This window comes from Reinekea thalattae (assembly GCF_008041945.1).
Taxonomy (GTDB): Bacteria; Pseudomonadota; Gammaproteobacteria; order Pseudomonadales; family Natronospirillaceae; genus Reinekea; species Reinekea thalattae.
Genome location: NZ_VKAD01000003.1, coordinates 35,128 through 61,723 on the forward strand (window position 1 = coordinate 35,128; position 26,596 = coordinate 61,723).

The window sequence follows — 26,596 nt, forward strand, 5'->3', positions numbered from 1 at the left end:
TATGGTTGGTGATCAAGAACTCTAGTTGGTGATCAAGAACTATGGTTAGTGATCAAAATCTATGGGATTAATAGGGTTTTATAGTGTGCCGGTGGCTTTTGTTGTTATCGGTTGCGCTTTTTAGCCCGTGCTAAACGGGCATAAAAATTAACGCCAGTACATCGTTGTCATAATCACCAGTGGTTTTATATTCTCGATAGCCTTCACTGGCCGCGCAGCCAATTAAGTAGCGCTCATTGTCAAAATGGCTGATGTGAGCCTCATGTTGACCAGCCTGCAATTGTACGTGCTGATCTTCCAGTTCAATTTTATCTCCCGCTTTAATTTGTTCTTTATTCTCTGTCGCCGCGATGACATTGCCGGATCGGTCGGTAAACAGACCAAAGCTTTGATTAAATGGCAGGCCTTGGTCATTTTTAGGCAGCGCATCGTTTAGCATTGCTTGGAATTCTGGCGTGCTATCAAACACGATGCCGATACCGCCAATAGCTTGGTTGTGATCCTCGGGTGCAAAAATAGCCGCGTTATAAATATAGGTAAACTCGTTGCTGTAATAGTCAGAAGCCGCAAAGGATGAAACGCAATAGGCTTGGCTGTTCGTCATGCTTAATGTTGTTCCAGCACCACTTTGAAGACTTGCTTGCTGGCCGACCATGGCGGCTTGTTGATTATTGGAAACCGCAATAATGACGCGATCCGAATCGTAAACATAAAGGTTGGTATAGACTGTATAAAGGTCGTTTATATAGACCAAGATGTCGGTGATCTGTTGCCTACCTTGATCATCAAGGGGCTTTGTTAACAGGCTCCTGAATGCTGATGTGAGTGCCCACCAACGGCAGTCGTTAGCGCGTTCATAGAGATTTCTATCCATCAGATCGACAGCAAGTGAAGCCTGAAAAGCGACTTGATTTAGCCGGGTTAACAGCACCGTTTGTTGCAAGTCGTTAATCGATTCATTAAAAACCGTAGCGGTTTGCTCGCCTATTTGACGTATTTCTTCTAATACTGGAATGAATTCGGCGGCTTCACGACGAGCGGCGGTAATTTTACCGTTAATGACTAATAGCCGCAGGTCTTCATTGACTAAGTAGAGATTGCCGCCGTACGTCATTTAGCTGATCAGAAAACAGCGTCGACTCGGTTATGCCCGAATGCAGTTGGCTGTTGTTATTTGCTTTGCTTAGCTCCTTGCGCTCAGCTTGTATCGGCGATGCCATACAGCTTGACCAACCTAAACCAAAGAAATTTTGGTAGCCTTGAGTTTTGGCTGTACTGATGAGGTATTCCGTACCAGCTAAGAGCGCGATCTTATTGCCGATTGTTGTCGACATCTGACTGTTTATCGCCGCGAATTGAGTATTGCTACTGGCAATGATTTTTTGCTCGTTATCGACCAGCATTAAAATACTGTTGCTGTTTTTTGGCAGCAGTCGATTAAAGATACCGCTCACTTCATCGTTAAAACGAAAACATAAACAGAGCACGCCGAGTACCGGTGCCGATAGACTGCTGTTGGCGGTAATTTTACAAGAGTAGATTAGTGAAGCTGATTGATTGGGTTGTAAGTCGCTATAGCGAAATGTCTCGATGTAGTCGTCTTTACTACTAACGGTTTGTTGAATTAATGGATCTTGGCAATGCGTGATCGGGTTGTCGTCGTTTAGATGCGCCATGACATTGCCGTGGCTATCTAAAATAATAATTTCGTCATAAACGCTGTACTTTTTTACGTATTGTTTTAAGCGGGTTTTTATTTCAAGCCTGCTGTTATCGTTGTTTGCTAAGAGAAAATTTCGAATGTCTGAGTCAGTGGCAAGAAAGCCAACATCTGCGGTTCGTTCGAATAGATTGCGAATGAGAAGGTCGACCGCCACCTGTGCGCGTTGCGAATTATCCAGTGTTTGTTTTGCGATCTGCTCTTGAACTAGGTTTTCGATTAGGCTCTGTTGCAATCTAGTAAATTTCTTTCGAGTATCGAGCATATCCGATAGGATCGTTGTCGCTATATTATAGCTGTTTATTTTTCCGATAAGCGTGATTTTCCCCCACCAATCATTTAAAGCACTGAGTCGAGAGTGATAACGGGCGATATCTGGCAGTGCGGATTGCAAGCGACTTTTATAAGCCGCAATTAGGTTGTCCATTCAACTGCTTCCTAAGAAATAAATGACAGGTGGTGTCTATTTTTAGTATCGATCAGAGCATCATGTGCTGGTTTATTATTGGTTAAATGTTGCACAGTTGATAGTGTTATCGGTTGCTTTACTCTTTTAATGAGGCATTTATTTAGCGATTAACCAGAATAAGTTGGTTAGAGTTCACTGAACAACAAACGGATATTTTTGTTACACTTTTTTGAATGAAAAAAATAAGGGAGTTTCATGAAACATTGCATTGAATGCGGCGCAAAACTGAGCGAAAAACAACATCCAGAAGAAGGCGTAATTCCTTATTGCTTAGCATGTGAAGCCTATCGTTTTCCGATTTTTAACACTGCTGTTAGTTTGATTATTTTGGATGAACAAGAAGAAAAAACATTGTTCATAGAACAATATGGGCGAGAAGGCTTTATCCTTGTTGCTGGTTATATCAGCAAGGGTGAGTCAGCAGAACAGACCGCCGCACGCGAAGTTAAAGAAGAAGTCGGACTTGCGATAGAAAATATCCGTTTTAATAAAAGCGAATATTTTGAAAGCAGTAATACTCTGATGTTGAATTTTTCCTGTCGGGCAAAAAACTCGGTGGAGTTGGTGACAAATTTTGAAGTTGATCGAGCGCAGTGGTTCAAGCTCGAAGATGCTGTCGAAGGGATTCGCCCGAACAGCTTAGCAAAACGATTTTTTATGCACTGGCTAGATTCAAAACAACCTTAGGATTTCGTCTGGTTATGAGAATTGTCAAAAAATGGTTGATGACAATGAGGGCAACGAAGGTCTTTGGAGGGATATTTTTTTAAATACTCTAGGGTTAGGATTTCAACATCTTCTTCGGACAGCCCTAGCTGTTCTCGTAATCGTTCTAAATTATTTTGTTTTTCTTCGGTGATAACGCCATCACCAAATACTTGCTCTAGTTGGTTGCTGTAAAGTGATCGTCGGCGGTGAACCTGGTCTATAAAGCCCGAGGCCAAAATACCGGCAGGTAACGCGACCATGCCCATGCCGATAATAGTGATTAAACCGCCAAAAATTTTTCCTCCTGCACTGACAGGAACACTGTCGCCATAGCCGACGGTGGTCAATGTTGCCATCGCCCACCACATGGCGTCAGGAATGCTGCCAAATACCTCCGGTTGGATATCGTGTTCAATTAAATAGATGCCGCTTGATGCCAGAATCAGCAATGTAATAAGTACAAAGAAGGCGGCAAAAAAGGCGCTCGATTCCTCTTTAAATACATCGAGCACTAGGTTCATCGCACCGGAATAGCGAGTGAGCTTAAAGACACGCAATAATCGGACAACACGTAAGAAGCGAAGGTCTAACGAGATAAAGAAGGCAAGATAAAACGGAGCAATGGCGAGAAAATCGAATACCGCCAATGGTGTGAAGATATATTTTAAGCGGGCTTTTGCCGGCGTGTCGTCTTCGTAGCCAGCCAATTCAACGCACGACCAAACGCGCAGAAGGTATTCGATCGTAAAAACGCTCACTGAAAAATAATCGAAGAGTTGCAGTGCGAGCTGGTGCTGTTGTTCAAACTCGGTAACCGACTCTAAAATGATCGCCAGTACATTGAGTGCGATTAGCCCAATGAGCACAAGATCGACAATGCGACTGTAGCGATGATTACCATCTACGCTGAGAATTCTAGCCGTGGATTTACGTAGTGGCTGGAGCACGATGGTAGTGTTCCTTTTGTTTTTGATAAAGCTCATGAGTTAAGTTAAGCAGATCGACCAGCTGTTCGGAGGTTTCTGTTTTTCCGCGTGCAAGCCAGGTTTTAAGTAGCGTGCTGACCGAGGTGTACATGGAGGTGCTAAAATAGGCGATTTCCGTTTCGGTGAGCTGATAGAGCTCTATCATTTGATCCAACTTAAACTGTGTCGCTAACATAAATTGCTCTTGAAACAGTCCCCAGCGGTTGGCATTGAGCACGTTTTCGAGCAGTTCGCATTCGCCTCGCCAAAAATCGAAAAATGTTACCAGATCGGAACGAAAGCTTTCATCAACCCCCTTCTCTCTGCCAAAGTGGCAGGACTTACCTCGGCTGAAGGTTGTTGCCAGCTTGTATCGGAAGATATCGTCAACGTAGTCAAAGTTGCGATAGAAGGTTGCGCGACCAATACCGGCAACCTCGCACACCTCTTTGATGCCAATCTTTTCATATTTTTTGTCTTGCATCAGAGTTAACACAGCCTGATACAGAGCTTCAGCGGATTGAAGTACGCGTTTGTCCGTGCTTTTTCGGTACATATGTCTATATTTGTCTCAGTGCTTAATTTATAGGATTGAAAGCTACCATATCAGCCCCTATATTGCCTGAAAATTTTAATACATATGTTTCGTAAAAGTCGTTTCTTGCGAATTTGACTATAAATTGGAGAGTGGATATGAGTTCAAGACTTGGTGGAGGCGTTGTCGTCTTGGTAGCGATAACGTTATTTTTGGCGTTACAAGCAGTTTCTGGTACAGCTGAGGCATCAAGTCCAGTGAAAGTTGCAGAGGTGTCAGGCAAGTTTCAAGTTCAATCTAGACAGTTCCCAGCCAAAGTCGTGGCATCATCGGCGGCGGACTTGGCAACTAAGGTTGGCGGTCAGGTCGAGGCGATTTATTTTCAGCCTGGCGATAAGGTTAAGCAGGGTCAGGTACTGTTGCAGATCGATGCTACCGATTATCAGCTTGGTTATGAGCAGGCTCAAGCTAATTTAACCTTGGCGCAGGCGACCTATAACCGAGTCTACTCTTCGTTTAAAAAGGGTGCCTCCACTCAAGCTGATCTTGATAATGTTCGTGCGCAGCTAGACCTAGCTAACATCGCATTGCAGCAGGCTCGAAATAGCTTGGCTGATACGGCCTTAGTTGCACCTTACGACGGTGTTATTGTTCGAGTCACTCCTGAGTTACATGAGTTTGTTGCGCCGCAATCACCATTGATTTATCTGCAATCGCAACAGGCTATTTTGGTCGACTTCCAATTACCGAGCGACATCATTGCTCGTACCAATGTAAATGAGCTATCGCCAATTACGGTACGTTTCGATGCCTTCCCAGAACAAGCATTTGTAGCCGAGGTTAAGGAGTTTTCTACCGAATCGGATACCACAACGCGAGGTTACGATGTCACCTTGACGATGCCGCTTTTGGAAGATAAATCGATCAATGTTTTGCCGGGTATGGATGCCACGGTTGAGCTATTTTTAGATAAGAAATCTCATAGCACCACGATAGTGGTCCCTAACCAGGCGGTATTTTTACAACAACAGCAGCCGAGTGTTTGGCTATTGGACGGTGATCGAGTTGTACGCCAAGTGGTGTCGTTGGGTGCACTATCTGAAAACGGTATTGAAATACTCGAAGGGCTGAGTGCTGGACAGCAGATCGTTGTTGCTGGCGTGCATCAATTAACTGAAAACCAACAGGTGACTGTTTGGGCGGGTAAATAATCGATGGTTGATGTCGCAAAGTATTTTATTGAAAAGAAAGTCACCAGCTGGATGGTGACGGCTATCCTGCTCGTTGGCGGGGTAATGGCTTTCTTTAATCTGGGTCAGTTAGAAGATCCTGAGTTTTCTATTAAGCAAGTGAACATCTTTACCAGTTACCCAGGTGCAACACCTGAGCAGGTCGAGGATGAAGTGACCTACTTGCTGGAAGCCGAAATGCAGAACATGCCGTATGTTGATGAGATAACATCAACCAGCTCGGCCGGTTTGTCGGAAGTGAATGTTCTATTAAAAGATACCGTACCAGGTGAGATTTTGAATCAGGTCTGGGATGAGGTGCGTAAAAAGGTCGGGGATCTAGAACCTTATTTTCCACCCGGCGTAGGCTCGCCGATCGTGGTCGATGACTTTAGCGACGTCTACGGCATTCTATATGCCTTTGTCGCTAGTGAAGAAAACACCTTTAGTTATGCCGAGCTGGATAGCATTGTCACCGAAGTTAGCCAGCGCTTGGCCTTGGTTGATGGCGTTTCTAAAGTTGTGATTGCTGGTGATCAGACTGAAGAAATTCGCATTGAAGTGCCGACTAAAAATCTTGCGTCGATGGGTATTCCCATTGAAGCAATTGCTTCGGTATTGAGCGAACAGAATGTTGTTAATAGCTCTGGCTATATCACTATCGGAGAAGAATACCTTCGCCTGAGTCCATCCGGTGAGTTTGAATCTGTTGAGGAGTTGGGTCTTCTTAACATTACTAGCGCCTCAGGGAAAACCGTTAAGCTGAGAGATATAGCAACGATCAGCCGAGCCTATACTGAGCCCAGCAGCCACATTATTCAGTTTCAAGGCAAGCCAGCTATTACCTTAGGGGTTTCTTTTTTATCGGGTGTTAACGTTGTTGAGGTTGGCGATCAGGTGCGCGCAGAAATGGCGCAGCTGGCCGATGTTATTCCGTTAGGTGTTGATTATCAGCCTATTTACTTCCAAGGCGACGAAGTTGATAAGGCCGTTAATGGCTTTTTATTTAGCCTGCTACAGGCCGTTGTTATCGTAGTATTGGTGCTGTTGGTCTTTATGGGTTTACGCTCCGGCTTTTTAATTGGCCTGGTATTGACCGTTACCATCTTCGGTACCTTTATTGTCATGGATATAGCCAACATTGCACTGCAACGTATTTCGTTAGGCGGTTTGATCATTGCGCTAGGCATGTTGGTAGATAATGCCATTGTTGTAGTTGAAGGCGTTTTAATTGGCATGCAAAAAGGCCGTACTAAGCTGCAAGCTGCGAGTGATGTTGTTAAACAAACAAAATGGCCGTTGCTGGGTGCGACTGTAATTGCAGTTACTGCATTTGCACCGATTGGTTTATCACCTGACAGTATGGGTGAGTTTGTTGGCTCATTGTTCTGGGTGTTATTAATTAGTTTGATGATCAGTTGGTTTACGGCGGTCTCAATCACACCGTTCTTCTGCGACCTGTTGTTTAAGGACAAGTCGTTTGTTACTGCAGATTCAGAAGATCCTTATGGCGGTGTCATTTTCACTCTATTTAAACGTCTGCTGTCGGCAGCCATGGGCCATCGTTGGATTACCATTGGCGCTATGGTGCTGATGTTGTTTGTCGCCATTATTGGCTTTGGTAGCGTTAAGCAGGCCTTTTTCCCTGCTTCTTCGACGCCTATTTTTTATGTTGAGCTACGTTATCCAACCGGTCACAGCATGGAAAGTACGACAGAAAAGGCTGCACAGCTAGGTAGCTATTTGAATGAAGATCAGCGAGTTGATTTTGTCGCTTCAACCATCAATGGTGGCTTGCCTCGTTATGTACTGACTTATTCTGCAATTGAGTCGGATACGAATAGCGCTCAGCTAGTGGTGCGCGCTTTTGAATCCGAAGATATTCCAGACCTGCTAGCCGACATAGAAAGCTATTTGGCTGAGAATCAACCAGAAGTGTTTGTGAAATTGCGACGCATGGCCTTGGCGCCACCAACGGCTGCGGATATTGAAGTGCGCTTCCAAGGTGAGGATGCTCAGGTGTTACGTGAGCTTGCTGAGCAAGTGAAAACTATTTATCGAGCAAACGATAATCTCGATAAAATTCGTGATGACTGGCGTCAGCCGGTGAAAGTATTGCAGCCTATTTTTGATGTCGAGAAGGGTGCTGAGCTAGGTATTTCCAAGAACGACTTTGAAACAGCCTTGCTGACTTTTTCAGAAGGACAAACTGTTGGCGTGTATCGTGATGGAACGGATTTGTTGCCAATTAAATTAATGTTGTCGGAAGAAGAAAGCGGCAGTGTTGATCAGTTAGCTAACATTCAACTCTATTCAAATGGTCGTTATATCTCGATTACCGAAGTGACCAATGGTTTTAATGTTGTTTGGGAAAATCCAAATATAGAACATAAAGACCGTGAGCGAACCATTACCGTTTTAGCTGACCCAGCGTTAGACAGTCCGTTTATTGCGGATCAGCTATTTCAACAGGTGCGTGCTGATATTGAAGCGATTGAATTACCGAATGGTTATAGCATGGCCTTTGGTGGTGAATATGAAGCATCATCAGAAGCACGAACGAATATGGCAAAATTGGTACCGATGGGCTTCCTGTTTATGGTGATCATTACCATTTTGTTATTTAACTCCTTCTTGGAAACTGCCGCGGTTTGGATTTGCGTGCCGCTGTCGCTTATTGGCATTGTGACAGGACTGTTGTTGCTCGATATCCCATTTGGCTTTATGGGCTTTATTGGCCAGTTAAGTCTGACGGGTATGGTAGTGAAAAACGGTATCGTATTGATTGATCAAGTGAATGTTGAGTTGGCTTCGGGTAAGGATCACTATCGTGCAATGTATGATGCCGCAGTGAGTCGTTTGCGACCGGTTATGATGGCTGCGATTACAACTATCTTAGGTTTGGTACCGTTGTTGGGTGATCCATTTTTCCAAGATATGGCGGTTGTCATCAGCTTCGGCTTAGGCTTTGCAACGCTATTAACTCTGATAGCGGTACCGGTGTTGTACATTACTTTCCATCGAGCTAAGCGCACTATATAACCTTGCGTTTTGCTGGTGTCCGCATTCATTTGTCGGATGCTGTATTAAAAAGCATATTAAAAAGGGCAGCTCATTTGAGCTGCCCTTTTCGTTTGGGATTAATTAATAAAAATGACTGGTAGGCGTTAATGCAGTTGTTCAGGCTTAGCGCCAATTAGGTGGTGCCACTTAGACATCCAGAGATTAACGGAGTCGATTGGCTCGAACAAAACATCCTTAAGCGGCTGCATTTTGGTATTGATGTCGATGTTACAATCGAGATTGTTAAGCTGACTAAACACCAAGTCATAAAGTGCCAACGCATTGCTACGGCTGTGGCAGTTACGTAATGCATGAGCAAACTCTATAGAGGTTTGTAGGTAGCGCTCAATATTTTGTTCACACGGCTGGCTAAGCAAAATAATCTCGGCAATTTCAAAGCTGTTACCGCTATAAATTAAAGCCATTTGCCAGTTTTGCTTATCCGCATAATTGCGTGCACTCAATAGAGTGTGCTGCCATGAACGTTTGGCTTTATGAATACACTGGCTGACAACAGCCCGATGTTGATCACACAAAAACTTCATAGCCTTCTCCAGTTGTGCTTTTGTCTAAGTCAATTAAGCAGACAATTCTTGCAACAGTTCAGCGCACTCGTTAACCAGCTGTTCAACCCATTTACTGATGCGTTCATCGGTGAGTTCAAACTGTTGGTCTTCGTCGATTGCTAAGCCACAAAATTCGGTTTTTTCATCGTTGACGGCTTGCGACTCGGTAAATTCATAACCTTCGGTTGGCCAAAAGCCAATCACGGTAGCGCCTGTTTTAACCACACGTTCATGCAGCCAGCCCATGGCATCTAAAAAGAAATCGCCGTAGCCAAATTGGTCGCCAAGACCGTACAGTGCGGCAATTTTCCCAGTTAAGTTAGCGGTTAAAAAGGTTTCCTCAGCTTCTTCCCAGTCTTGCTGGATACCACCGAAGTCCCACGTTGGAATGCCAAAAATCAAGAAATCGTAGGTTTCGCAAACCTCGGGGCTGGCCTCGGTAATATTGATTAATTCGACCTCGACGCCGTGTTTTTGCATTTCAGTTTGAATACGCGTGCCAACGTCTTCAGTGTTGCCAGTGTCGGTACCAAAAATTAGGCCAACGTTTAATTCGGATAGTTGCATGTTGTTCCCCCATTAATGCTTGCATAATAGTGGGAATGATTATCACTTTCAATGGTTGCGTGGTGCATCGTCTGATATTGATGCTGCCCACGCAGGCACTGGCTGTGATCGGCTAGAGATTTGGATGACTGTTAGAATTTTAAAGATGTGGTTTTCGGTTAAAAATAAGGTATAGAACGGCGTTTTATCATCTAAAGGGACTAAGCCAGCTGAAAGAAGTTGTGCTAGGATTATTTTGCTCAGTTAGTTATGAGCCAATGGCACAGGGGTTATTAAGTGGTTACTCCGTGTGTTTCAGTTATTCAAAGGTTAGGGGTTCTACAGACTATTTGGTCAATGAAGCTGTACTTAACACTGCGAATATATCTTAACCAAGCTCCCACTGAAGAGGTGCAACCTATGAACTTTAACTCAAAAGTCTAAAGCACCATTGCCACTTCCTAGGTATTGGTTCGCTTTAGAACTAACCAGAGGACTTTGATATGAAAAATATTAAACAGATGGCAAAAAAACAAAAAAATAACAAGCCTAAAACAAAACCTTTAATCATGCAGCCGATCGCATGGACTGTTAAAGGCGCGTTAATCCATTCTGACCTGCATTTATAAGGTCTTAATATTTGGGCTGGTTTTGCCAGCCCTTACTAACCTTCTTACTTATATTTACACCCCATCGCAGTTGATTGCTATTATCCCTAACCTGTTTTCTTTGTGTCAGACCGTTCTAAGAGCTTAACTGTGAACTTAACGGCTAATCATCGGTCATAACCCAACTGACAAACCTGTCTTGCTTATCCTTCATGCTATTTTGAGGTATTCCCATTTGAATATAACCAACCCGCCATTGCGCATACTCGGGCTTGCATTTGCTGCGTTAATTTTCTTTGCTGCCAATTCAGTTTTTGCACGAATGGCTTTATTGCCAAGTATGCCGACGATGGATCCTGGCAGCTTTGTTCTCATAAGGTTACTCAGTGCAATCCTAATGTTGGCGTTACTGATGACTATTCGACCAAAGAAAACAGCCAGCGTCACTAAAGGCAGTTGGTTAGCCTCATTCTGGTTGTTTGTTTACGCCTTAAGTTTTGCTTACGCCTATCAGCATTTAGATGCCGGTTCTGGTGCCTTGGTGTTATTCGGCTGTGTGCAGATTGTGATGTTTTTTGCCGCTCGCTATCAGGGTGTAGAAACCCATTTGATCGCTGTGTTAGGGGTCTTGTTGGCAATGGCGGGTCTGTTCTATTTAATGTGGCCGCTGTTGAGTACACCTTCTATTGTCGGCGTTGTGTTAATGGCGGTTAGTGGCGCAGCTTGGGCTTTATATACCCTGGCAGGCCGAGCATCGAAAGATCCGCTCGCTGATACCAGCTATAACTTTTTACGAACGCTGCCGCTATGCGTGCTGCTCTTTGCGTACTTAATGATAAAACAACAGCTCTGGCTCAGCAGTGCAGGGGTTTTACTTGCTGTGGCTTCGGGTGCTTTAGCGTCTGGCATTGGTTACGCCATTTGGTATAGCGCCTTACGTGGCCTTAATGGTGTGCAAGCTGGCAGCTTACAACTATTGGTGCCAGCGTTGGCGTCGCTTGGAGGAATTTTGTTTGCATCAGATAGCTTCAGCTGGCGGCTTGTTGTATCAACGTTGATTACATTAACAGGCATTGCTCTGGTGTTGAAAAAATCAAATTAGAGTTATTTATAATAGCTTTCAACGAGGTTGGTGTGCATAACATAGCCAGCAATACCAACTTCGTTAGTCACTTTTTCTAATTCAATTCGGCCACTCACCCAAACAGGGTCTTCTAAGCTTTTTAACTTAATTCCGTCGGTTTCAACATACACCATTTGGTTTGGCGGCGGCGGCGGTGTGTGAATACAAGCGCCGTAATAAGGCACTAAAAAAAAGCTTGTGACTAAATCATCTTCCATTTCTAGCGGCACAATAAAACCGGGAAGTTTTGCGTCTAAGCCTTCGATGGAAGGTTCCATCGGAGTATGTTCGTGAATGGCCATTAGATCAGCATAGAGCCGCTGCGCTTCTGGGTCATCATCGCCGAGGGTTTGAATATTGTAGGATGAGAAATCCAAAGCATCGTACATAGTGTATTGGTCAAAATCTTTGGGCATGAGTTTATCCCAAGTGATTTCTTCATATTTAGAGGCTGCAAAGGCGAGCGAAAAACAAAAAATACAGCTTGCTGATAGCAGGATTTTCTTGGATTGGTTAAGTAACTCGATTCGATTAAGCAACAACATCTTTTATCCCTATCGCCTTATGATGAGGCCGTCTGCTAATGACCGCCGATACGCATTAATACCCGGTATTAAGCCTAATAAAAAAGAGGCTAGCAAGAAGCCAATAAGTGTTAGGCACAATGAAACTGAGGGCACTGAGAGGCTTAAGTTTATACCGAAGTTGGATTGAATTGTTGGGGCTAATGTAAAGATTGATACGCAATGCAACAGGTAAGCAATAACGATAGAGCTGAGGCCGTAAAACCCAGATTCAATCACTAAAAGAGTGGCAACTTTTGGTGACGATAAGCCGATTGCGCGCAGCACTGCCATTTCGCGTTGCCGCTCATTTAAGCTGGTTAAAATTACTGTTGTCATTCCCAGTAATGCAGTACAGGCGACAATAATTGAAACCGCCATCAGCGCGTTTTCTGCGATGCCGATAAGTTGCCATAGCTGAGCTAAGGCGGTTCCTGGAATGATCGCTGACAGCGGCTCTTGGCGATAGTTATTGACGTAACGCTGGAAATTGAACAGCTGTAATCGTGAATCGAGGCCAATCATCGCTGCCGTAATGGTTTCGGGCGTTAGGTCTAAGGTGAGTGCTTGTTCGGCGCTGATGTTTAATCCGGGTATTTTCACACCCGCTTTCCAATCAACGTGGATAGCGGTAATGGCTTCTAATGAGACAAATAATGATTTATCAATCGGCGTGCCGGTGGTTTTAAGAATGCCGGTGACGGTGAAGGGTTTATCATCATGTGTGGTAAAGGAGGTTTTGCCTAAGCCATGTGCAACAGTAATCTGATCACCGACTTTGTAACCTAAGCTTTTTGCGACCTTAGCGCCGAGTACGACGTCATAGACTTGATTAAACGGTACGCCTTTATCGAACGCCAGCGATTGGCGGCGGCCGTATTGGTAATACTTAAATAGATCTGTACTTGTTCCAACAACACGAAAACCTTGGTGGGAGTCGCCTAATGAAATAGGCACTGCCCATTTAACCTCTTTTCTATCCGTGAGCTCTTGGTAGCTTTGCCAACTAATATTGTTGGTTGCGTTACCCATATGAAACACAGAATAGAGCAGTAAATTTAGACTGCCGGTACGAGCGCCAATAATTAGGTCGGTACCCGAAATGGTATTGGCAAAGCTGGCGCGGGTATCAATTCGTAATCGGTCAACGGTTAGCAGTAACAGATTACTGGTGACTAGCATGGCTAATGTCATCCAGAGAGTTGCCTTTCGATTCGCCAGACTTTTTAAGGTGAGTCGCAATAACATCATAAGGCTGCATCCTGCTTCGGCGCTGTTAACGAGAGTTGCTGATCGAAAAATCGAGACAGCTGTTTGTCATGGCTGACAAACAGTAATGTTGCTTGAATATCGCTGCATTTTTGCTGCAAGGTTTCCATAAAGTGGCCAACGTTTTCTTGGTCCAAGGCCGAAGTGGGTTCGTCTGCAATAATAATTTTAGGGTTGCCAATGAGCGCTCTAGCGGCAGCGACTCTTTGTTGTTGGCCGACGGATAAACGCATGACAGAGGTATGAAACAAAGGCTTTGGAATGTTTAAGCTGTCGAGTGCGTACTCGGCTGCTTTGCTCGGTGAGCCGTATTGATCGGTTGCCTTTTGAGCGCGAGCTTTGGAGGCATGGCATGGTAATAGAACGTTTTCGATAACCGACAAATAAGGCAGCAGATTGAACTGCTGGAAAATATAACCGATGTTATCCGCCCGGAATTGATCACGAGCCGAGGCTGATAATTGACTGAAGTTTTGCCCAAGTATGGATAGCTGACCTGTTGAGGGTGTTAATACACCGGCGAGTATATTGAGTAGTGTGCTTTTACCGCTGCCACTGGCTCCTTGAATAAAAAATCGATCGCCTTCGTTTATGTGCAAATTATCAATTGAAAGTATCGGCGTGGATTGTCCCGGCCAGCGGTGCTGCAGGGCGTCGATCGATATAGCACTCATGTTCACCTACCTGTAATTGGCTGATAAATCGCTCTGTTGGTCTGAGTCTCACACAGTAAAAAAAGGGGCCTTGATGCCCCTTTTTAGTCGCAGTCGTTAAGGATGGTTAGAATTTGACGCGGTTATGTTTAGCGTCTGCTTCGATCAGGCCAACCTTCTCACCGATGATATATTCAACATCGATGTCTTCAAAGAGCGGGAACGCTTTAAATAATGCTAAATCGGCATCTTTTAGGCGGTCAACGTTATCGCAGTGGAAAGTCCAATGAACATGAATGTCTGAATGAGCTGAGTGTTCGTGTTCATCATGATCGTGTTCCGCGTGCTCGTCATGGTCGTGCCCATGTTCGTCATGATCATCGTGGTCGTGTTCTTCATGATCATGTTCCGCGTGTGCGTGCTCATCATGCTCATGCTCGTCGTGGCCGTGTTCTTCGTCACCATGAAAGTGCTCACGCACCTCATCCATGATTTCAGATTCAATACGTGTTTCGTCGGCTTCAAATTCACATTTGGCGCGTTTGCTGAACTGTACCAATTCATCGCCTTCTTCAAGCGTATGGCGAGCATGGTGAGCAAGCTCCCACTGTTCTTCGTTTTCTGGCATATGTTCAAAACCAATCAGGTTGTAAGCTGGCGACTCAAGAACAACCTGCAGGTGATCGCCTTCTTGGGCGATAAGTAATTTAGCGGCGCCGTGTACATGAGCACCGTGTTGGCGTTCTGTTTCGGCTTGTGCGACGTTTAAAGTGGCCAATGCAATGGCTGAAGCCAGGGTGATTTTGTTCATTAAGACGCTCCTAAAATATGGTTAGCGTGTGTCAGTCGAGTGGTTAAAGCATCACCATGGGTGAACGCTCTTCGTCAGATTTTTATCTAGGCTATGATACAACGTATCAATTTAGGGTCAAGCAGCGGATTTTATTCTTGTCGCATGTATCATTGGTTATCGGTTTTTTTAAGGCATAAAAAAAAGCCGTAGCGCTAACGCTACGGCTTTCAATTTTAGTGTCGGCTGGTCTTAAGATGAAAGCCGAAACCCTATCTAAGCTTAGATGCCTAGTGCTTGACCGCCACCAATTTGGATAGTTTCGGCAGTCACGAAAGAAGCGTCTTTGCTTACTAGGAATGAGATAACACCAGCAACTTCTTCAGGCTGACCTAAACGACCCAACATAATGCTGTTCGCCCAAGAAGCGAATACTTCAGGCTTAGTTGCTTTAATTTGAGCGTGGAAAGGCGTGTCGATAGTACCTGGAGATACTGCATTTGCACGAATACCGAACTCAGCAAGTTCTTTAGCAAGAGCACGAGTGAAAGTATGAACAGCCGCTTTAGACGTACCGTAAATGCCTGCACCAGGACCGCCAGCATTCCAGCCTGCGTTAGAAGTGAAGTTGATGATAGACGCGTTGTCTGATTTCTTTAAGAAAGGAATCGCAGCGCGAGATACGAAGAAGGCGCTGTCTAGGTTCAGAGCCATTACTTTGCGGAAGAAGTCAGTTTCCATGCCTTCGATTGGGCTACGACCGCCAAGGCCGCCAGCGTTGTTAACAACAACGTCGATTTTACCGTATTTCTCGCCGACAGATGTCACGGCAGTATTTACAGCGTTTTCGTCAGTTACGTCACAGTTAACGTATTCTGCTTCAAGACCTGCTGCTTTTAGCTCAGCTACGCGCTCTGCACCTTTAGCATCGTCGATATCACTTAGTACAACGGTGTAGCCATCTTCAGCTAGACGTTTTGAAACTTGAAAACCGATACCGCCGGTAGCGCCAGTAACTAATGCAACTTGCTTAGACATATTAATATGCTCCTTGATTGAATAGGTTGTTAGACCTTAAAAATTCATAAAGTGAACAGATGTATTCAAACATCTGAGGTTCCAATTGGAAGGCTGAACCATTAAATATGGTTGGCAGGCCTTAACTTAAGGCTGGACTGCCTACATTTGACCTTAAACACTTGGTGTTATTGTATTACTATATGGTTCACTAATAAAAGTTGTTTGACCAGACATTGATATAACACAGCCGATAAAGCGGATTTTAATCTTGTTGATACCGCCTTGGCATGAGTGTTTGATGCTAACTTTTTAGCCTGTTAAGAAAGTTTAAATAGGCTTCAGGGTAGAGCCTCTTCTGACCGGTTAAAAATTCATCAATCGATACCCAGAATGCACGGAATGGCTCGCCGTTTTCATCACCAATGAATTCCTCTTGGGCATACAGATCTTTGTTTTTGAATTGGCCGGCGAACAAAAAGGCAATTTCATGTCTCGGCTCGCCATTTAATGAAAAAACATTTTCAAAAACAGTCGCCGGACTAAGAATATCAACGTCGACGTTAATCTCTTCTTTTAATTCTCGAATCGCCGTGTCTTTCGCGGTTTCGCCAAATTCGATACCGCCGCCTAATAGTCGATGAAAGGTAATGTCTTTGACTGAGTCGTGACCTTTAAATACGAGTATTCGGCCGTTGTGTTCGATATGGCAAAGTGCGATGTTGCGGATATTCATCGAGGCGTTCCTGTTCAGACTGAATGGATTTTCCCGATGCTATAGTGCAATCATCGCCTAAGTCAAAATAAGCCAGTCAACGACTGGCTTATTTTATTGCCGCTGCTTACTGCTGATAACGACCGTGAGACGTTGTTAGTTTGTAGAACGTCACTTGGGCGTAATCGTCAGGGTCACCAGAGTTGTTCTGGTTATAAACGCCAGCTTTGAAGTACATGTATTGACCGCCAGCGTCGTAGCCGCTTTGCGACATATCAACCACCTGAGTCACATCAGGCTTGCCATCGCGCATGATGGTGACGGTCATTTCGTTACCAACGACAGCAATGCGATAACTAAAGACTTCACCCAGTGCGATGCCATCTTCTGGATCAACAGGGTTACCGTTATATTCGCCGACTAGGTCGTACTTAATGTCCGAACCTTCGTTGCGGTTTTCATGCATGAAGTAAACAAAGCCACGCTCATGGTCTGGCAGTTTGCGGTAGTAGAGTCGAATCGGTTCATCGTCATTGGCGTGAATCTGACCAATAATAAAGCGACCAACCTGTTCCACAGCACCGGTCGTGGTGGTGTGATCGATCTTCAATGTGGCTTCCATAACGCCATCAACACCGCCAGCGGCTTTTTGATCTGCAATTGGCGCACTGCTGAATACCCAGTTATTTTTGGTGACACCCTTTAGATCGATGTTGGTATCGCCACGGCGCAACATTTGACGCAATTCGGTACGCACATACTTGGTGTTTTTAGAGGTGCGAACGCCTTTGATATAGCTCTTCATCGTTAGGCCGCCATCTGCCGCGGTATAGAAGAACTCAGGGTGCTGCCAGCCTTGTGCAAGGTATTGTTCCGGCACATCATCAGGCTTGCCGTTAGCGTCGTGGTCTGTCGCGATGGATAGGTACCAACCCGCCAAATCAAAGTTCATACCCGGTGGCAAGTAAGCTTGAGGCTGTTGCGGCGGGTAGGTTTTTGGTAATGGCATTGGCCACCAGTTTGACGCGCTGTCGGAACAGCCTTTAAATACTTCTGGGTCGCACACGAGCGGAACATGTTCGCCAAAATCGCCAGGACGTTTTTTGTGCTCAATGGCAAGTTTGGAGAATGTTACGTCAAATGCACCGCCAGATTTCGGGCTGATTTGTGGGTAAAGCCCAGCTTTGAAGTAGAAGGTTTCATCTTTCCAAGCGTTGTCGAGCTCTTGGCCAAACTTCAGTTTTTTAGTCACACCGCCAGCAGATAACTCGATGCCGTCTGCAGTCATTTTAATTAAATAAACCCATGGCTTGCTTGGGTCTTTAATTTTGCCAAGACTCACGGAGAAAGCGCTCTTGGTGGTGGTTTTGTTTAAGATGACGCGGATTGGTTTGTCCGAACCTTCCCACAACAGTTTAACCGTGGCCGCGTTGATGTCGTGTGCATGGATTTGGCCGAGAACCACTTTCGGGCGGTCAGGAGAAACACCGTCTTTCTTTTTTGGCTCCGCAGGGAACTCGTTGATTTTCAACGTCGCGCCAAGCGTATGGGTGCCGCCGTCGTAGCCCCAATTTGCTAGGCTAGTTTCACCACAAGGCGTCCAGTTGTGCAGTTCACGCAGCTCGGTACGAATGTACGTCGTATTTGGTGTGGTGACACCGCCTTCTAAAGGAACACGGAAATGCCAGCCTTCGTTATCAACGCGAAAGTAAGGATTGCTGGTGCTTTCATCTAGGCTGGTGCCGTCGATTGAGCAATTGTGTGGCAAAATTTCTGCCGCACTGGAATCGCTACCGCTGCCAAAGTGGTTGGCATAAGTCGTCGGTAGAGTGATTTTCCAGTCGTCTAATGTGGTGGCTGGGCCATCGTTCTTTTCAATAATTTTCGCCGCTTCAAACTCGGCAATCATCTCTGCGGTAATGATCTCGTCTGCTGGGCACTCATCACCGCCACTGCAATCGACTGCGCGAAATTCGGTGACACTGTTCCATGCGCTGCCAGAGTTGCCATAGCCAACATACTTAATGTATTTGGCTTCGATTGGGCTATCGAATGCAAAGCGTTGGTAGCCTAGCGTAATGCCGGCAGAGGTTGTTTTGCCAAGAACGGGCGTCCAATTGGTGCCATCATTACTGGCTTCAACAGCAAAAGATGAGGTTCGTTCGTTGCCTTTATGGAAGCTTACTTTTGCAGCGTCAAAGCGATAGCTTTTATCGTATTCAAAAATAGCCCATTGACCTTCGCCGTTCGAAGACCAACGCGTTTTTAAATCGTCGTCGATCATGAACTCAGGGCCGTTACCGTCGTGTTCACTGGAGGTGACGGAAATTGGAGTGGCTGCTATAGCAGCGCCCAAGGTAGTAAGTGCGGAAATAGCCGCAGCGGCCGTTAGCCGTTTTCTGTGAGAATATTTCATGATGTACCCGTAATAATAGTTTTATTTTTTTAGGTTGGTATTACGTTTGTTATGCTGCTCAGTACGAGCGGTCTATGCGTTTGTTGTTATTATTATTTTTGGGGCTGAGGCCCTGTCTGCATATCTTCATACAATATGACTTTGTGCGGCGCGGTACAACGGAAATTTTCAGCTTTGCGGTGGAATTTGCCTTCAGTCAACTTTGCTGGTGGTAAAAACCTGATTAACTATTGACCTAAACCGGTGGTCGGTTGCGATATGTCTTTGTTCGGATCGTCGCGAACGGCTGGCTTTTGTAATACAATAGCGCTTTCGATTTTAACAGCCTGCATTTTCTTGCTGGTCGTTAAAACACGTAGCCACAAGAAGATAAAACGAGGCGTAAGTCCATGTCATATGATCAGAAAGTAGAAGCGATTCGCAACAAATTGGCGGAAATCAAAATCGTACCGGTATTGGCGGTATCCGATGCTAAATTAGCGCCAATGCTAGGTAAAACTCTATCCGAAAATGGCTTGCCATGTGCAGAAGTAACCTTCCGTACAGCTGCTGCCGTTGATGTTATGAAAGAAATTCGCAAGGCTTGCCCAGAGATGGTTTTGGGTGCCGGCACCGTGCTTTCGACTGAGCAAGTCGATATGGCTATCGAAGCCGGTTGTGATTTTGCCGTAAGTCCAGGCTTTAACCCTGAAGTGGTTAAATACGCGATGGAAAAAGGCTTACCATTTATTCCTGGTGTTAATAACCCAAGCCATGTAGAGCAGGCTATGAGCATTGGCCTTAAAGTATTGAAATTCTTCCCTGCCGGCCCTTCTGGTGGTGTTGGTATGCTTAAATCATTAAACGCTGTTTACCCAGTAGACTTTATGCCAACAGGCGGCGTTAGCACTTCTAACGCATTAGACTATTTAGGTCTGCCGAAAGTATTTTGCTGTGGCGGTACTTGGATGGTTCCTGCAGATCTTGTTGACGGTGAAAAGTGGGACGAAATTGCACAACTTACTCGAGATGCAGCGGCATTAATTAAGTAAGAAGTGCGAACATAACAAGTGATCTCAGCGATCGCTTGAAACAAAAAAGGGCATATGATGCCCTTTTTTTTCGCCGGTTAATCGGCGAGTCGATGTTTGTGCGTCAGCATGAGTGATAAGCAAGCGTTGTAGGCTTCTTCAGACTTTCTCTCGACGATGGCCTGATATATTCGCTGATGCTCTTCAAGGCAGACACCGCCTTCTTTCGATGAGAATAAAAAGAACCACTTAAAAATCGTCGCCAATACATTGCCGAAAGGCACAAAGAAACTGTTATCCGTGGAAATAAAAATCATTCGGTGGAATTGGGCGTCGACCTCAATCCATTCTTTGTGATCAAAATCGTCGGCCAATGCCACCATACGTTCAAAGATGACACTTAATTCTTCTAGCTGTTCATCGGTTGCAAATTCGGCTGCTAGGGCGCAAGCGCGAGGTTCGATGGCGCGGCGCAGCTCAAGAAATTGGTGATAGATATCAATCGTCGTCTCGACGTTAACCATCCACTCCAATAGCTGAACGTCGAGGAAGTTCCACTTTGTTTTGTCGCATACTCGGGTGCCGACCTTGGGTTTAGATTCAACCATGCCTTTTGAATAGAGCATTTTAATGGCTTCACGAAAGGCGGTACGGCTGACGCCCATCATCGCACATAGCACTGGCTCGCTGGGAAGGGTGTCGCCTTCTTTGATTTCACCCGATAAGATTTTGACCGCTATTTCGCGGGCAACCTGTGCATTGAGATTCTTTCTCTCAAGCCCTAGGTTGGTATATTGTGTACCACCCATTATTGACTTCCTTATTGTTATTTTTATAACCACAGGCCTAGTGCCACCAGACCGAATGGTGTTAGCTACGTTTAGCCAAATCGTTTAACGACAGAACGTTGATAGTGCTGTGTAATCACTTAAGGGTGATGTATTCACCCTCAAGCGTAAGGACTTACTAGAACAAATTTTGCAGTGTTGGCCGCATTTGCGCGGCCTTTTTATTATTCGCCGGTCTTTGTTCCATGACCGTAGTGCTTTGCTGGCAGTACTTCGTATTTGCTAGCTTTTTAATGCTTGCTGGATCGCACTATCTAGTTGTGCAATCGGTGCTTTATCGATAACGCCACCAAGGTGCTGAATGACGGTACCTGCAACGAGGTGACCAATAGCCGCGCTCTGATTCGGTTTTGCCGTCAGTGTTAACGCACCCGCTAGATAGCCAGCACTGAACGAGTCACCAGCCGCTGTTGTATCAACAACCGCTTCTTTGGCAACTTTTTGCGCAGCCACTTCACCAACAAAATCGGCGCTTTCGATTAGGCAAGGATCGGAGCCTCGTTTGATCACAATTTCACTGATACCGCATTCTTTGCAGCGTGCTTTCGTGGCATCGGTGGATTGATCACCCCAAAGGTCTTCTTCGTCATCGTAAGTTAGGATCGCGCTGTCAGTAATGGACAATACTTTCTTGTACCAGCTTTGAGCGTCTTCTTTGCTCTGCCATAGGCGAGGACGGAAGTTGTTGTCGAAGTAGACTTTGCTGCCTTGTGCTCGAGCAGCTTTTAATAATTCAATCAGCTTATCTCGGCCTTCTTCTGGCAGGATCGCTAAGGAAATGCCAGAAAGATAGATATAGTCAAAGTCAGCAAGTGAGGTTAGAGCAGGCTCGGTTGTTGGCGCTAACAGTTTTTTGGCTGCTGCTTCACTACGCCAATATAAGAATGAACGCTCACCGTGCTCATCTACATTGATGTAATACATGCCTGGCAATTCACCTTCGAGGCGACGAACAGAATCACAGTGAATACCTTCATCTTTCCATTGCTGAAGCATTTCGTCACTGAAATCGTCAGTGCCTAGAGCAGTAATGTAATGCACTTCAGTTTGGTGAATGTGCTCTAAGCGTGACAAGTAAACGGCAGTGTTAAGCGTATCGCCAGCAAAACTCTTTTGAATTTGTCCGTTACTGTCTAATTGCAGCTGAATCATGCATTCGCCGATAAGCGCAATTTTTTTCTTACTTGTTACAGTCATGTTCTATAAGCCCTATTTTTAACTTTCAGTCACGTGTATCGCGCCTTTCCAGCTGAACTGGTTTGCGCCTACTGTAATTTCATGTTCGGCGTCAGCATCGTCGCCTTTCCAATAACTCACAATGTAATCGCCGTTAGCACTGTCGCTAATTTTAACAATGCTGGCCTGGTTACAGTTATGAATGATTTCTACATCTTGCACTGTGCCACGAGCATTTTCTGAGATCTCTAATGACTCAACAAAGGTGCCGTGTTGTTCATAAACAGTGGCAAAAAGGTGATTGCTGCCGTGATCGCGAATCACTAGCGCAGGTTCACTGCGTAAGTTGAAGTCCGGATCGTTAGCGCCAGTGCGGCAAATATGAATTTTGGTATTTTCTGTCGCGGCGGTAACCAGGCTGTAATAGCTGTTGCCCATTAGCCAACTAAAAAGCATAGCGCCTTTTTCGGTACGCGGTGACGATTCAGCAATATTCCAAAGATGCTGATAACCTGCAGAGTCACCTAATGGCTTTAATTCGTTGTGGCTTTGGTATTCAAAGTTAGTACGCACTAGTTGGCCGTCAAAATGTACCGGTAGGTCGTACTGGTGCTCGGCATCACTGGTTAGGTTGTACAGGTCAACCAAGATTGGGCTGCCAGCTTTTCGGTTCAGCAGGATCGCGGTGCGAGTCATATCAACGCCATCGTAATAGCCATTGACGGTTGCGCTCATCACTTGACCAAAGTCAGCATCAGTGGTGAATTGATTTAACGTGCCCCACTTTTTCTCGGCTGTTTTGGTGTCTGCGTTGTTTTGTGTTTTACCGTCAACCGTTACCGTATTGTGTGCCACGGTTTGCTTGCAGTAGCTTTTGTTTTCTGGGATGTAGCGTCCGCCAAATTTTGGCTCAACGTTTACCCAACGACCATAGCCGTAGTCTTTTAAGACTTCTTGGCCGCGATTAAACCAACTTATATGCAAACCATCGAAGTGGCCGTGATCTAATGCTGAGTGGAATTCAGAGTCACTACCGTGTTGGCCGTACCACATAAGAGCCATGTGGACGTCATCTTGAGCGTCCGCCTGACGTAAGATGCTCACGCCGCCACGATCGCCATCAGGACCGTCGGTAATAATCATGCTGCCCCAGTTTAATGGCAGTTTTTCTCGGTTAGATGCGGCTTGGCTTAGTGCAATAGAGCTTTCGCCAATCCAAACTTCATCTTGAATTTGCGCCATAGCAATCAGGTTGTCGTTAGCGCCGTAGTGTTTGTAGCATAGGCTTGCCGCGACAATTAAGCCTTCGTCATCAATACCGATGGTTTTTGATGAATCGTTGAGTGCAGGGAAAGTACCATCTGGGAAAACGGTTTTCATCAATGCTTCAGTAGTACGCTGAATAACACCGCCTTCAAAATTATAGATATCAATATCAGGCAGTTTGCGGTTGATCGCTTCGGCCAAAATCAGGATCGGGCGAATCGCAAAACGATGATAATAAGGGCCTTCCATGTAATAGCCGTCAGGTGAAAATAGCTCACGTAACTGCGCTAAGAAGCCGCCTGTGGTGCCATCACCTTTCAGGCCATAAATAGCCTTGTTGGCAATTTCGATATCGTTAATAGCCAGACCACAAACGCCAACACCAGCCACCGCCCAAACACCGTGGTTGTGGATAATGTCGAAGTCGTGACCGTAGGTTTCGGTAAACAGAGTCACCATTTCACGGAATAAACGTGTTTCTATGTAATCACGTTGGTCGCTGCTCAGCTCAGACTTAACACAGGCGTATGCAATAGAAGCATACATGAGCCACATGTTTTCATTCAGTGTCTGGTGGAATAGCCGGCCCGGAGGGTTGGTGTCTTTACTGACGTTTTGTTCTAGCTCAGGGTATACCTTGGCATAGCCCATAAGCATGTCAGTAATAAAGGTTAGGTATTTTTTATCTTCGGTGATTAACCAAAGATTACCGGCTAAATTTAGGTGGATATAGTTTTGTTTGTGACGGTTGTGTTCGTAACCGCCTGCTTCACCATGACCTGGAATTTCAATAGGCATACTTAGGTAGGCATCGGTCTTGGCAATGGAATCGTTAATGCTTTTTGTTAGCAAATCAGATTCAGCATCCTGAGTTTTAACATGGTTGCGTATCGCCGCTGCTTCATCGGCAGTCATTAGCAGAAAATCTTGGCTCACGTCATTAACCTTCTGTTGTGATAGTAGTGTTTATGTAACCGGTCCAGCTGTAAGTTTCATTTCCTACGCTGACACTATGGCTTGAGTTTTGATCTTTGGTCTCGTCGTTAGAAACGCAGACTGTTAATGCTTTCAGCGTGCCGGCGGCTTTATAGCTGACTTTAACAATCGAGGCTTCATCACTGTGAGCCAGCACGGTTACTGCTTCAACTTGGCCGTAAGCGCCAAAGCAACGCTCTGAACCTTCATCGAACAAACCGTGAGTCTCATAGGTTGCAGCAAATAGGTGTTTGCTGCCAGTTTGGCGCAAGATAAAGCAATCTTCGCTGCGCAAGTTCATTGATGGATCGTTTGCGCCGGTTTGTGCAAAGATCACTTCGCCTTGCTCAGCGCTGGTGACCCAACTGTGGAAGCGTTGGTCTTGTAACCAGGTGACAACGGTCTTGTCGGTTGTCTTACCGCGTGCTTTTTCTAATAGGTGCTGGTAGCCGTTAGCTTTACCAAGAGCTTTGCGTTCAGTCAGACTGCTTGTGTAGTCAAAGCTGGTATTAGTGATTTGGCCTTTATAATGCACCGCGTAATCGTATTGGTGCTCAGTGTCGCTATCGAGCTTATAAAGGTCGAGTACCAGTGGCTGCTCAAAATCGTCAAGTTCTAACAATAAGACAGAGCGCTGCATCTTGACGCCATCGTAATGTTCATTGGCGAAGGCGCTCATGGCTTGAATGTTGCCATCCGTTAAGAAGAAGTGGCCACGACCAAAGTGGGTATCAGCTAGCTGGTGGTCAAAATTATTTTGGCACAGTTCGTCAACGGTGACGGTGTTGTGCGCAATGGTTTGGCGTGCCCATGTTTTGTTTTCATCTAAATAACGACCGCCGAATTTGGTTTCAACGTTAACCCATCGTCCATAACCGTATTCGCGTAGGTACTCGTGACCATCGGCGAATAAAATAATGCCAAGCGCATCGAAGTGACCATGGCCCATGCCGTGCTGACCATAGGCCATAATGGCTTGAGAAACAGGTTTGGCTGGGTTTTTAGAACGCAAAAAGCCTTGTGCGCCGCGCTCGCCAGCATCGCCTTCTTGAAGATCAACGCTCGCCCAGCGTACCGAGGCTTCACCTTGGTATGCGTCTACAGCTTTGCAAAGCGCTAAGCTGCATGGTGATAACCAAACGGTACCTTGGCTTTTAACTGTTGCAGTCAGCTTTTCATCTTCACCATAACGAGCAAAGTAAACCGACATCGCCGCTTTAGCGCCTTCGTCATCTATGTTCATGGTGCGAGACGAGTCGTTAAGCGCAGGGAAGGTGCCGTCTGGGTTAGACGTCGTGATTAACGCCATAATGGTGCGACCAACAACCTGCTGTTTATAGTTGTAGATGTCGACTTCTGGATAGTGTTCGTGAATAGCTTCAGCAAAGAAGCAGAGCGGACGAATGGCAAAGCGGTGGTAATAAGGGCCTTCGATGTAATAACCTGAGGCAGAGAAAAGCTGGGCTATTTGAGCTAGGAAGCCACCTGTCTCTCCATCGCCAGCCATACCGTAAATAGACTTATGTACGGTTTCTTTATCGCCAACAACGATGGCGCAAATGCCAACAGCAGCAACGGCCCAAATACCATGATTGTGGATACGATCGAAGTCGTGACCGTAAAGTACGGTGAACATTTCGATCATTGGCTTAAATAGTCGATCTTCAATGGTGCGTTGATCGGCCTCAGATAGCGAGTCTTGAATGGCATTGTAGGCAAGCGATGCGTAGCAAAGCCACATGTGCTCATTGAGAATTTGATGGAATAAACGCCCTGGCGGGTTGGTGTTCTTTTGCTCGTGGAACGGCATATCTAGGTAGCGTTCGGCATAGGCGAGCAATAAAGAAAGAATAGTATCTCGATACTGTTGGCTGCCATCAAACAGGTAAAGCTTGGCGCAAGCGTCCATTAACTCATAGTTGGACTTGTGCTTGTTGTGTTCATAACTGCCTGCTTCGCCTTGGCCTGGTACATCTAACGGCTCTTGTAATAGCGCATCGGTTTCAGCGCGCAATTGATTAAGGCTGTGAGCAAAGATGCCAGTGCCGTTTTGCTTGGCAGAGTAATCAACAATCTGATTAATTGCGGATTCATTAAATGTTGCAAAGGTAGTGGTAGTGTTAGTGCGAGCCATATCGAAACCAATCTTTTTAATTATAGCCGCATATAATAATACAAAAGAAGCCAAGAAAACTACGCTTTATTCTATAGGGGTTGCGTTGCATCACTAGTTTTCTAAAAGCAGGGTTGAAAAGCGGATATGGCCGTTGTTAGGGCTAATCAGAGCTATAAAAAAGCTGTACCATTGGTTTTCTTGATTGTATATTGTAAGACAAATAATAAAAACCGACGCTTGTAGTACATTC

General features: G+C 45.4%; 23 protein-coding genes. 6 read left to right on the forward strand and 17 right to left on the reverse strand.

What is annotated here, in order from left to right; all coding sequences use genetic code 11:
* Positions 1-130 precede the first annotated feature (130 nt).
* Positions 131-1,114: a cache domain-containing protein gene (locus tag FME95_RS12480; protein ID WP_147714835.1), complete on the reverse strand. Its 984-nt coding sequence runs from the start codon at positions 1,112-1,114 to the stop codon at positions 131-133.
* Positions 1,080-2,147, reverse strand: coding sequence for a cache domain-containing protein (locus FME95_RS12485; protein WP_147714836.1), 1,068 nt, complete (start codon positions 2,145-2,147; stop codon positions 1,080-1,082). The genes FME95_RS12480 and FME95_RS12485 overlap by 35 nt, the downstream gene beginning before the upstream one ends.
* Positions 2,148-2,384: 237 nt before the next feature.
* Between FME95_RS12485 and FME95_RS12490 the strand changes: the two genes are divergently transcribed.
* Positions 2,385-2,876, forward strand: coding sequence for an NAD(+) diphosphatase (locus FME95_RS12490; RefSeq protein WP_147714837.1), 492 nt, complete (start codon positions 2,385-2,387; stop codon positions 2,874-2,876).
* Here the strand turns inward: FME95_RS12490 and FME95_RS12495 are convergent.
* Positions 2,873-3,844, reverse strand: coding sequence for an ion transporter (locus tag FME95_RS12495; protein WP_147714838.1), 972 nt, complete (start codon positions 3,842-3,844; stop codon positions 2,873-2,875). The genes FME95_RS12490 and FME95_RS12495 overlap by 4 nt on opposite strands.
* Positions 3,825-4,418, reverse strand: coding sequence for a TetR/AcrR family transcriptional regulator (locus FME95_RS12500; RefSeq protein ID WP_147714839.1), 594 nt, complete (start codon positions 4,416-4,418; stop codon positions 3,825-3,827). The genes FME95_RS12495 and FME95_RS12500 overlap by 20 nt, the downstream gene beginning before the upstream one ends.
* Before the next feature lie 137 nt (positions 4,419-4,555).
* Between FME95_RS12500 and FME95_RS12505 the strand changes: the two genes are divergently transcribed.
* Entirely contained in the window at positions 4,556-5,608 is a 1,053-nt protein-coding gene (locus FME95_RS12505) for an efflux RND transporter periplasmic adaptor subunit (protein WP_147714840.1), read from the forward strand.
* Between the two features lie 3 nt (positions 5,609-5,611).
* Positions 5,612-8,668, forward strand: a complete 3,057-nt coding sequence (locus FME95_RS12510) for an efflux RND transporter permease subunit (RefSeq protein WP_147714841.1) — start codon at positions 5,612-5,614, stop codon at positions 8,666-8,668.
* A 125-nt stretch (positions 8,669-8,793) separates the two neighbouring features.
* Here the strand turns inward: FME95_RS12510 and FME95_RS12515 are convergent, their stop codons facing one another.
* Both FME95_RS12515 and FME95_RS12520 read right to left on the reverse strand, forming a co-directional pair.
* The gene (locus tag FME95_RS12515; RefSeq protein ID WP_147714842.1) at positions 8,794-9,234 is read right to left on the reverse strand and encodes a hypothetical protein; all 441 of its coding nucleotides are present in this window, start codon (positions 9,232-9,234) and stop codon (positions 8,794-8,796) included.
* A gap of 33 nt (positions 9,235-9,267) precedes the next feature.
* A complete protein-coding gene (locus tag FME95_RS12520) occupies positions 9,268-9,822 on the reverse strand; it encodes a flavodoxin (protein ID WP_147714843.1) in 555 nt (184 codons plus the stop codon).
* 482 nt (positions 9,823-10,304) lie between these two features.
* Between FME95_RS12520 and FME95_RS13795 the strand changes: the two genes are divergently transcribed.
* Entirely contained in the window at positions 10,305-10,430 is a 126-nt protein-coding gene (locus FME95_RS13795) for a hypothetical protein (RefSeq protein ID WP_281289426.1), read from the forward strand.
* A gap of 214 nt (positions 10,431-10,644) precedes the next feature.
* The gene (locus FME95_RS12525; RefSeq protein WP_246109379.1) at positions 10,645-11,511 is read left to right on the forward strand and encodes a DMT family transporter; all 867 of its coding nucleotides are present in this window, start codon (positions 10,645-10,647) and stop codon (positions 11,509-11,511) included.
* Between the two features lie 2 nt (positions 11,512-11,513).
* Here FME95_RS12525 and FME95_RS12530 read toward each other — a convergent pair whose 3' ends face one another.
* The 7 genes from FME95_RS12530 to FME95_RS12560 all read right to left on the reverse strand — a co-directional run bounded on the left by FME95_RS12530 (position 11,514) and on the right by FME95_RS12560 (position 18,955).
* Positions 11,514-12,077: a DUF3299 domain-containing protein gene (locus FME95_RS12530; RefSeq protein WP_147714844.1), complete on the reverse strand. Its 564-nt coding sequence runs from the start codon at positions 12,075-12,077 to the stop codon at positions 11,514-11,516.
* A gap of 9 nt (positions 12,078-12,086) precedes the next feature.
* Complete coding sequence (locus tag FME95_RS12535; RefSeq protein ID WP_147714845.1) at positions 12,087-13,346, reverse strand: ABC transporter permease; 1,260 nt, start codon at positions 13,344-13,346, stop codon at positions 12,087-12,089.
* A complete protein-coding gene (locus FME95_RS12540) occupies positions 13,343-14,038 on the reverse strand; it encodes an ABC transporter ATP-binding protein (RefSeq protein ID WP_147714846.1) in 696 nt (231 codons plus the stop codon). Before FME95_RS12540 ends, FME95_RS12535 begins: the two co-directional genes overlap by 4 nt.
* A gap of 106 nt (positions 14,039-14,144) precedes the next feature.
* Positions 14,145-14,828: a ZrgA family zinc uptake protein gene (locus FME95_RS12545; protein ID WP_147714847.1), complete on the reverse strand. Its 684-nt coding sequence runs from the start codon at positions 14,826-14,828 to the stop codon at positions 14,145-14,147.
* A 261-nt stretch (positions 14,829-15,089) separates the two neighbouring features.
* Complete coding sequence (locus tag FME95_RS12550) at positions 15,090-15,845, reverse strand: SDR family NAD(P)-dependent oxidoreductase (protein WP_147714848.1); 756 nt, start codon at positions 15,843-15,845, stop codon at positions 15,090-15,092.
* A gap of 283 nt (positions 15,846-16,128) precedes the next feature.
* The gene (locus tag FME95_RS12555; protein ID WP_147714849.1) at positions 16,129-16,560 is read right to left on the reverse strand and encodes an NUDIX hydrolase; all 432 of its coding nucleotides are present in this window, start codon (positions 16,558-16,560) and stop codon (positions 16,129-16,131) included.
* 106 nt (positions 16,561-16,666) lie between these two features.
* Positions 16,667-18,955: a polysaccharide lyase family 7 protein gene (locus FME95_RS12560; protein WP_147714850.1), complete on the reverse strand. Its 2,289-nt coding sequence runs from the start codon at positions 18,953-18,955 to the stop codon at positions 16,667-16,669.
* A gap of 389 nt (positions 18,956-19,344) precedes the next feature.
* Here FME95_RS12560 and FME95_RS12565 point away from each other — a divergent pair, with 389 nt between their 5' ends.
* The gene (locus tag FME95_RS12565; RefSeq protein WP_147714851.1) at positions 19,345-19,986 is read left to right on the forward strand and encodes a bifunctional 4-hydroxy-2-oxoglutarate aldolase/2-dehydro-3-deoxy-phosphogluconate aldolase; all 642 of its coding nucleotides are present in this window, start codon (positions 19,345-19,347) and stop codon (positions 19,984-19,986) included.
* A gap of 77 nt (positions 19,987-20,063) precedes the next feature.
* Here the strand turns inward: FME95_RS12565 and FME95_RS12570 are convergent, their stop codons facing one another.
* The 4 genes from FME95_RS12570 to FME95_RS12585 all read right to left on the reverse strand — a co-directional run bounded on the left by FME95_RS12570 (position 20,064) and on the right by FME95_RS12585 (position 26,364).
* The gene (locus tag FME95_RS12570; RefSeq protein ID WP_147714852.1) at positions 20,064-20,774 is read right to left on the reverse strand and encodes a FadR/GntR family transcriptional regulator; all 711 of its coding nucleotides are present in this window, start codon (positions 20,772-20,774) and stop codon (positions 20,064-20,066) included.
* A 261-nt stretch (positions 20,775-21,035) separates the two neighbouring features.
* Positions 21,036-22,010, reverse strand: a complete 975-nt coding sequence (kdgK, locus tag FME95_RS12575) for a 2-dehydro-3-deoxygluconokinase (RefSeq protein WP_147714853.1) — start codon at positions 22,008-22,010, stop codon at positions 21,036-21,038.
* Between the two features lie 18 nt (positions 22,011-22,028).
* Entirely contained in the window at positions 22,029-24,191 is a 2,163-nt protein-coding gene (locus FME95_RS12580; RefSeq protein ID WP_222709987.1) for a heparinase II/III domain-containing protein, read from the reverse strand.
* Positions 24,192-24,195: 4 nt separating this feature from the next.
* Positions 24,196-26,364, reverse strand: coding sequence for a heparinase II/III domain-containing protein (locus tag FME95_RS12585; protein ID WP_147714854.1), 2,169 nt, complete (start codon positions 26,362-26,364; stop codon positions 24,196-24,198).
* Positions 26,365-26,596 lie beyond the last annotated feature (232 nt).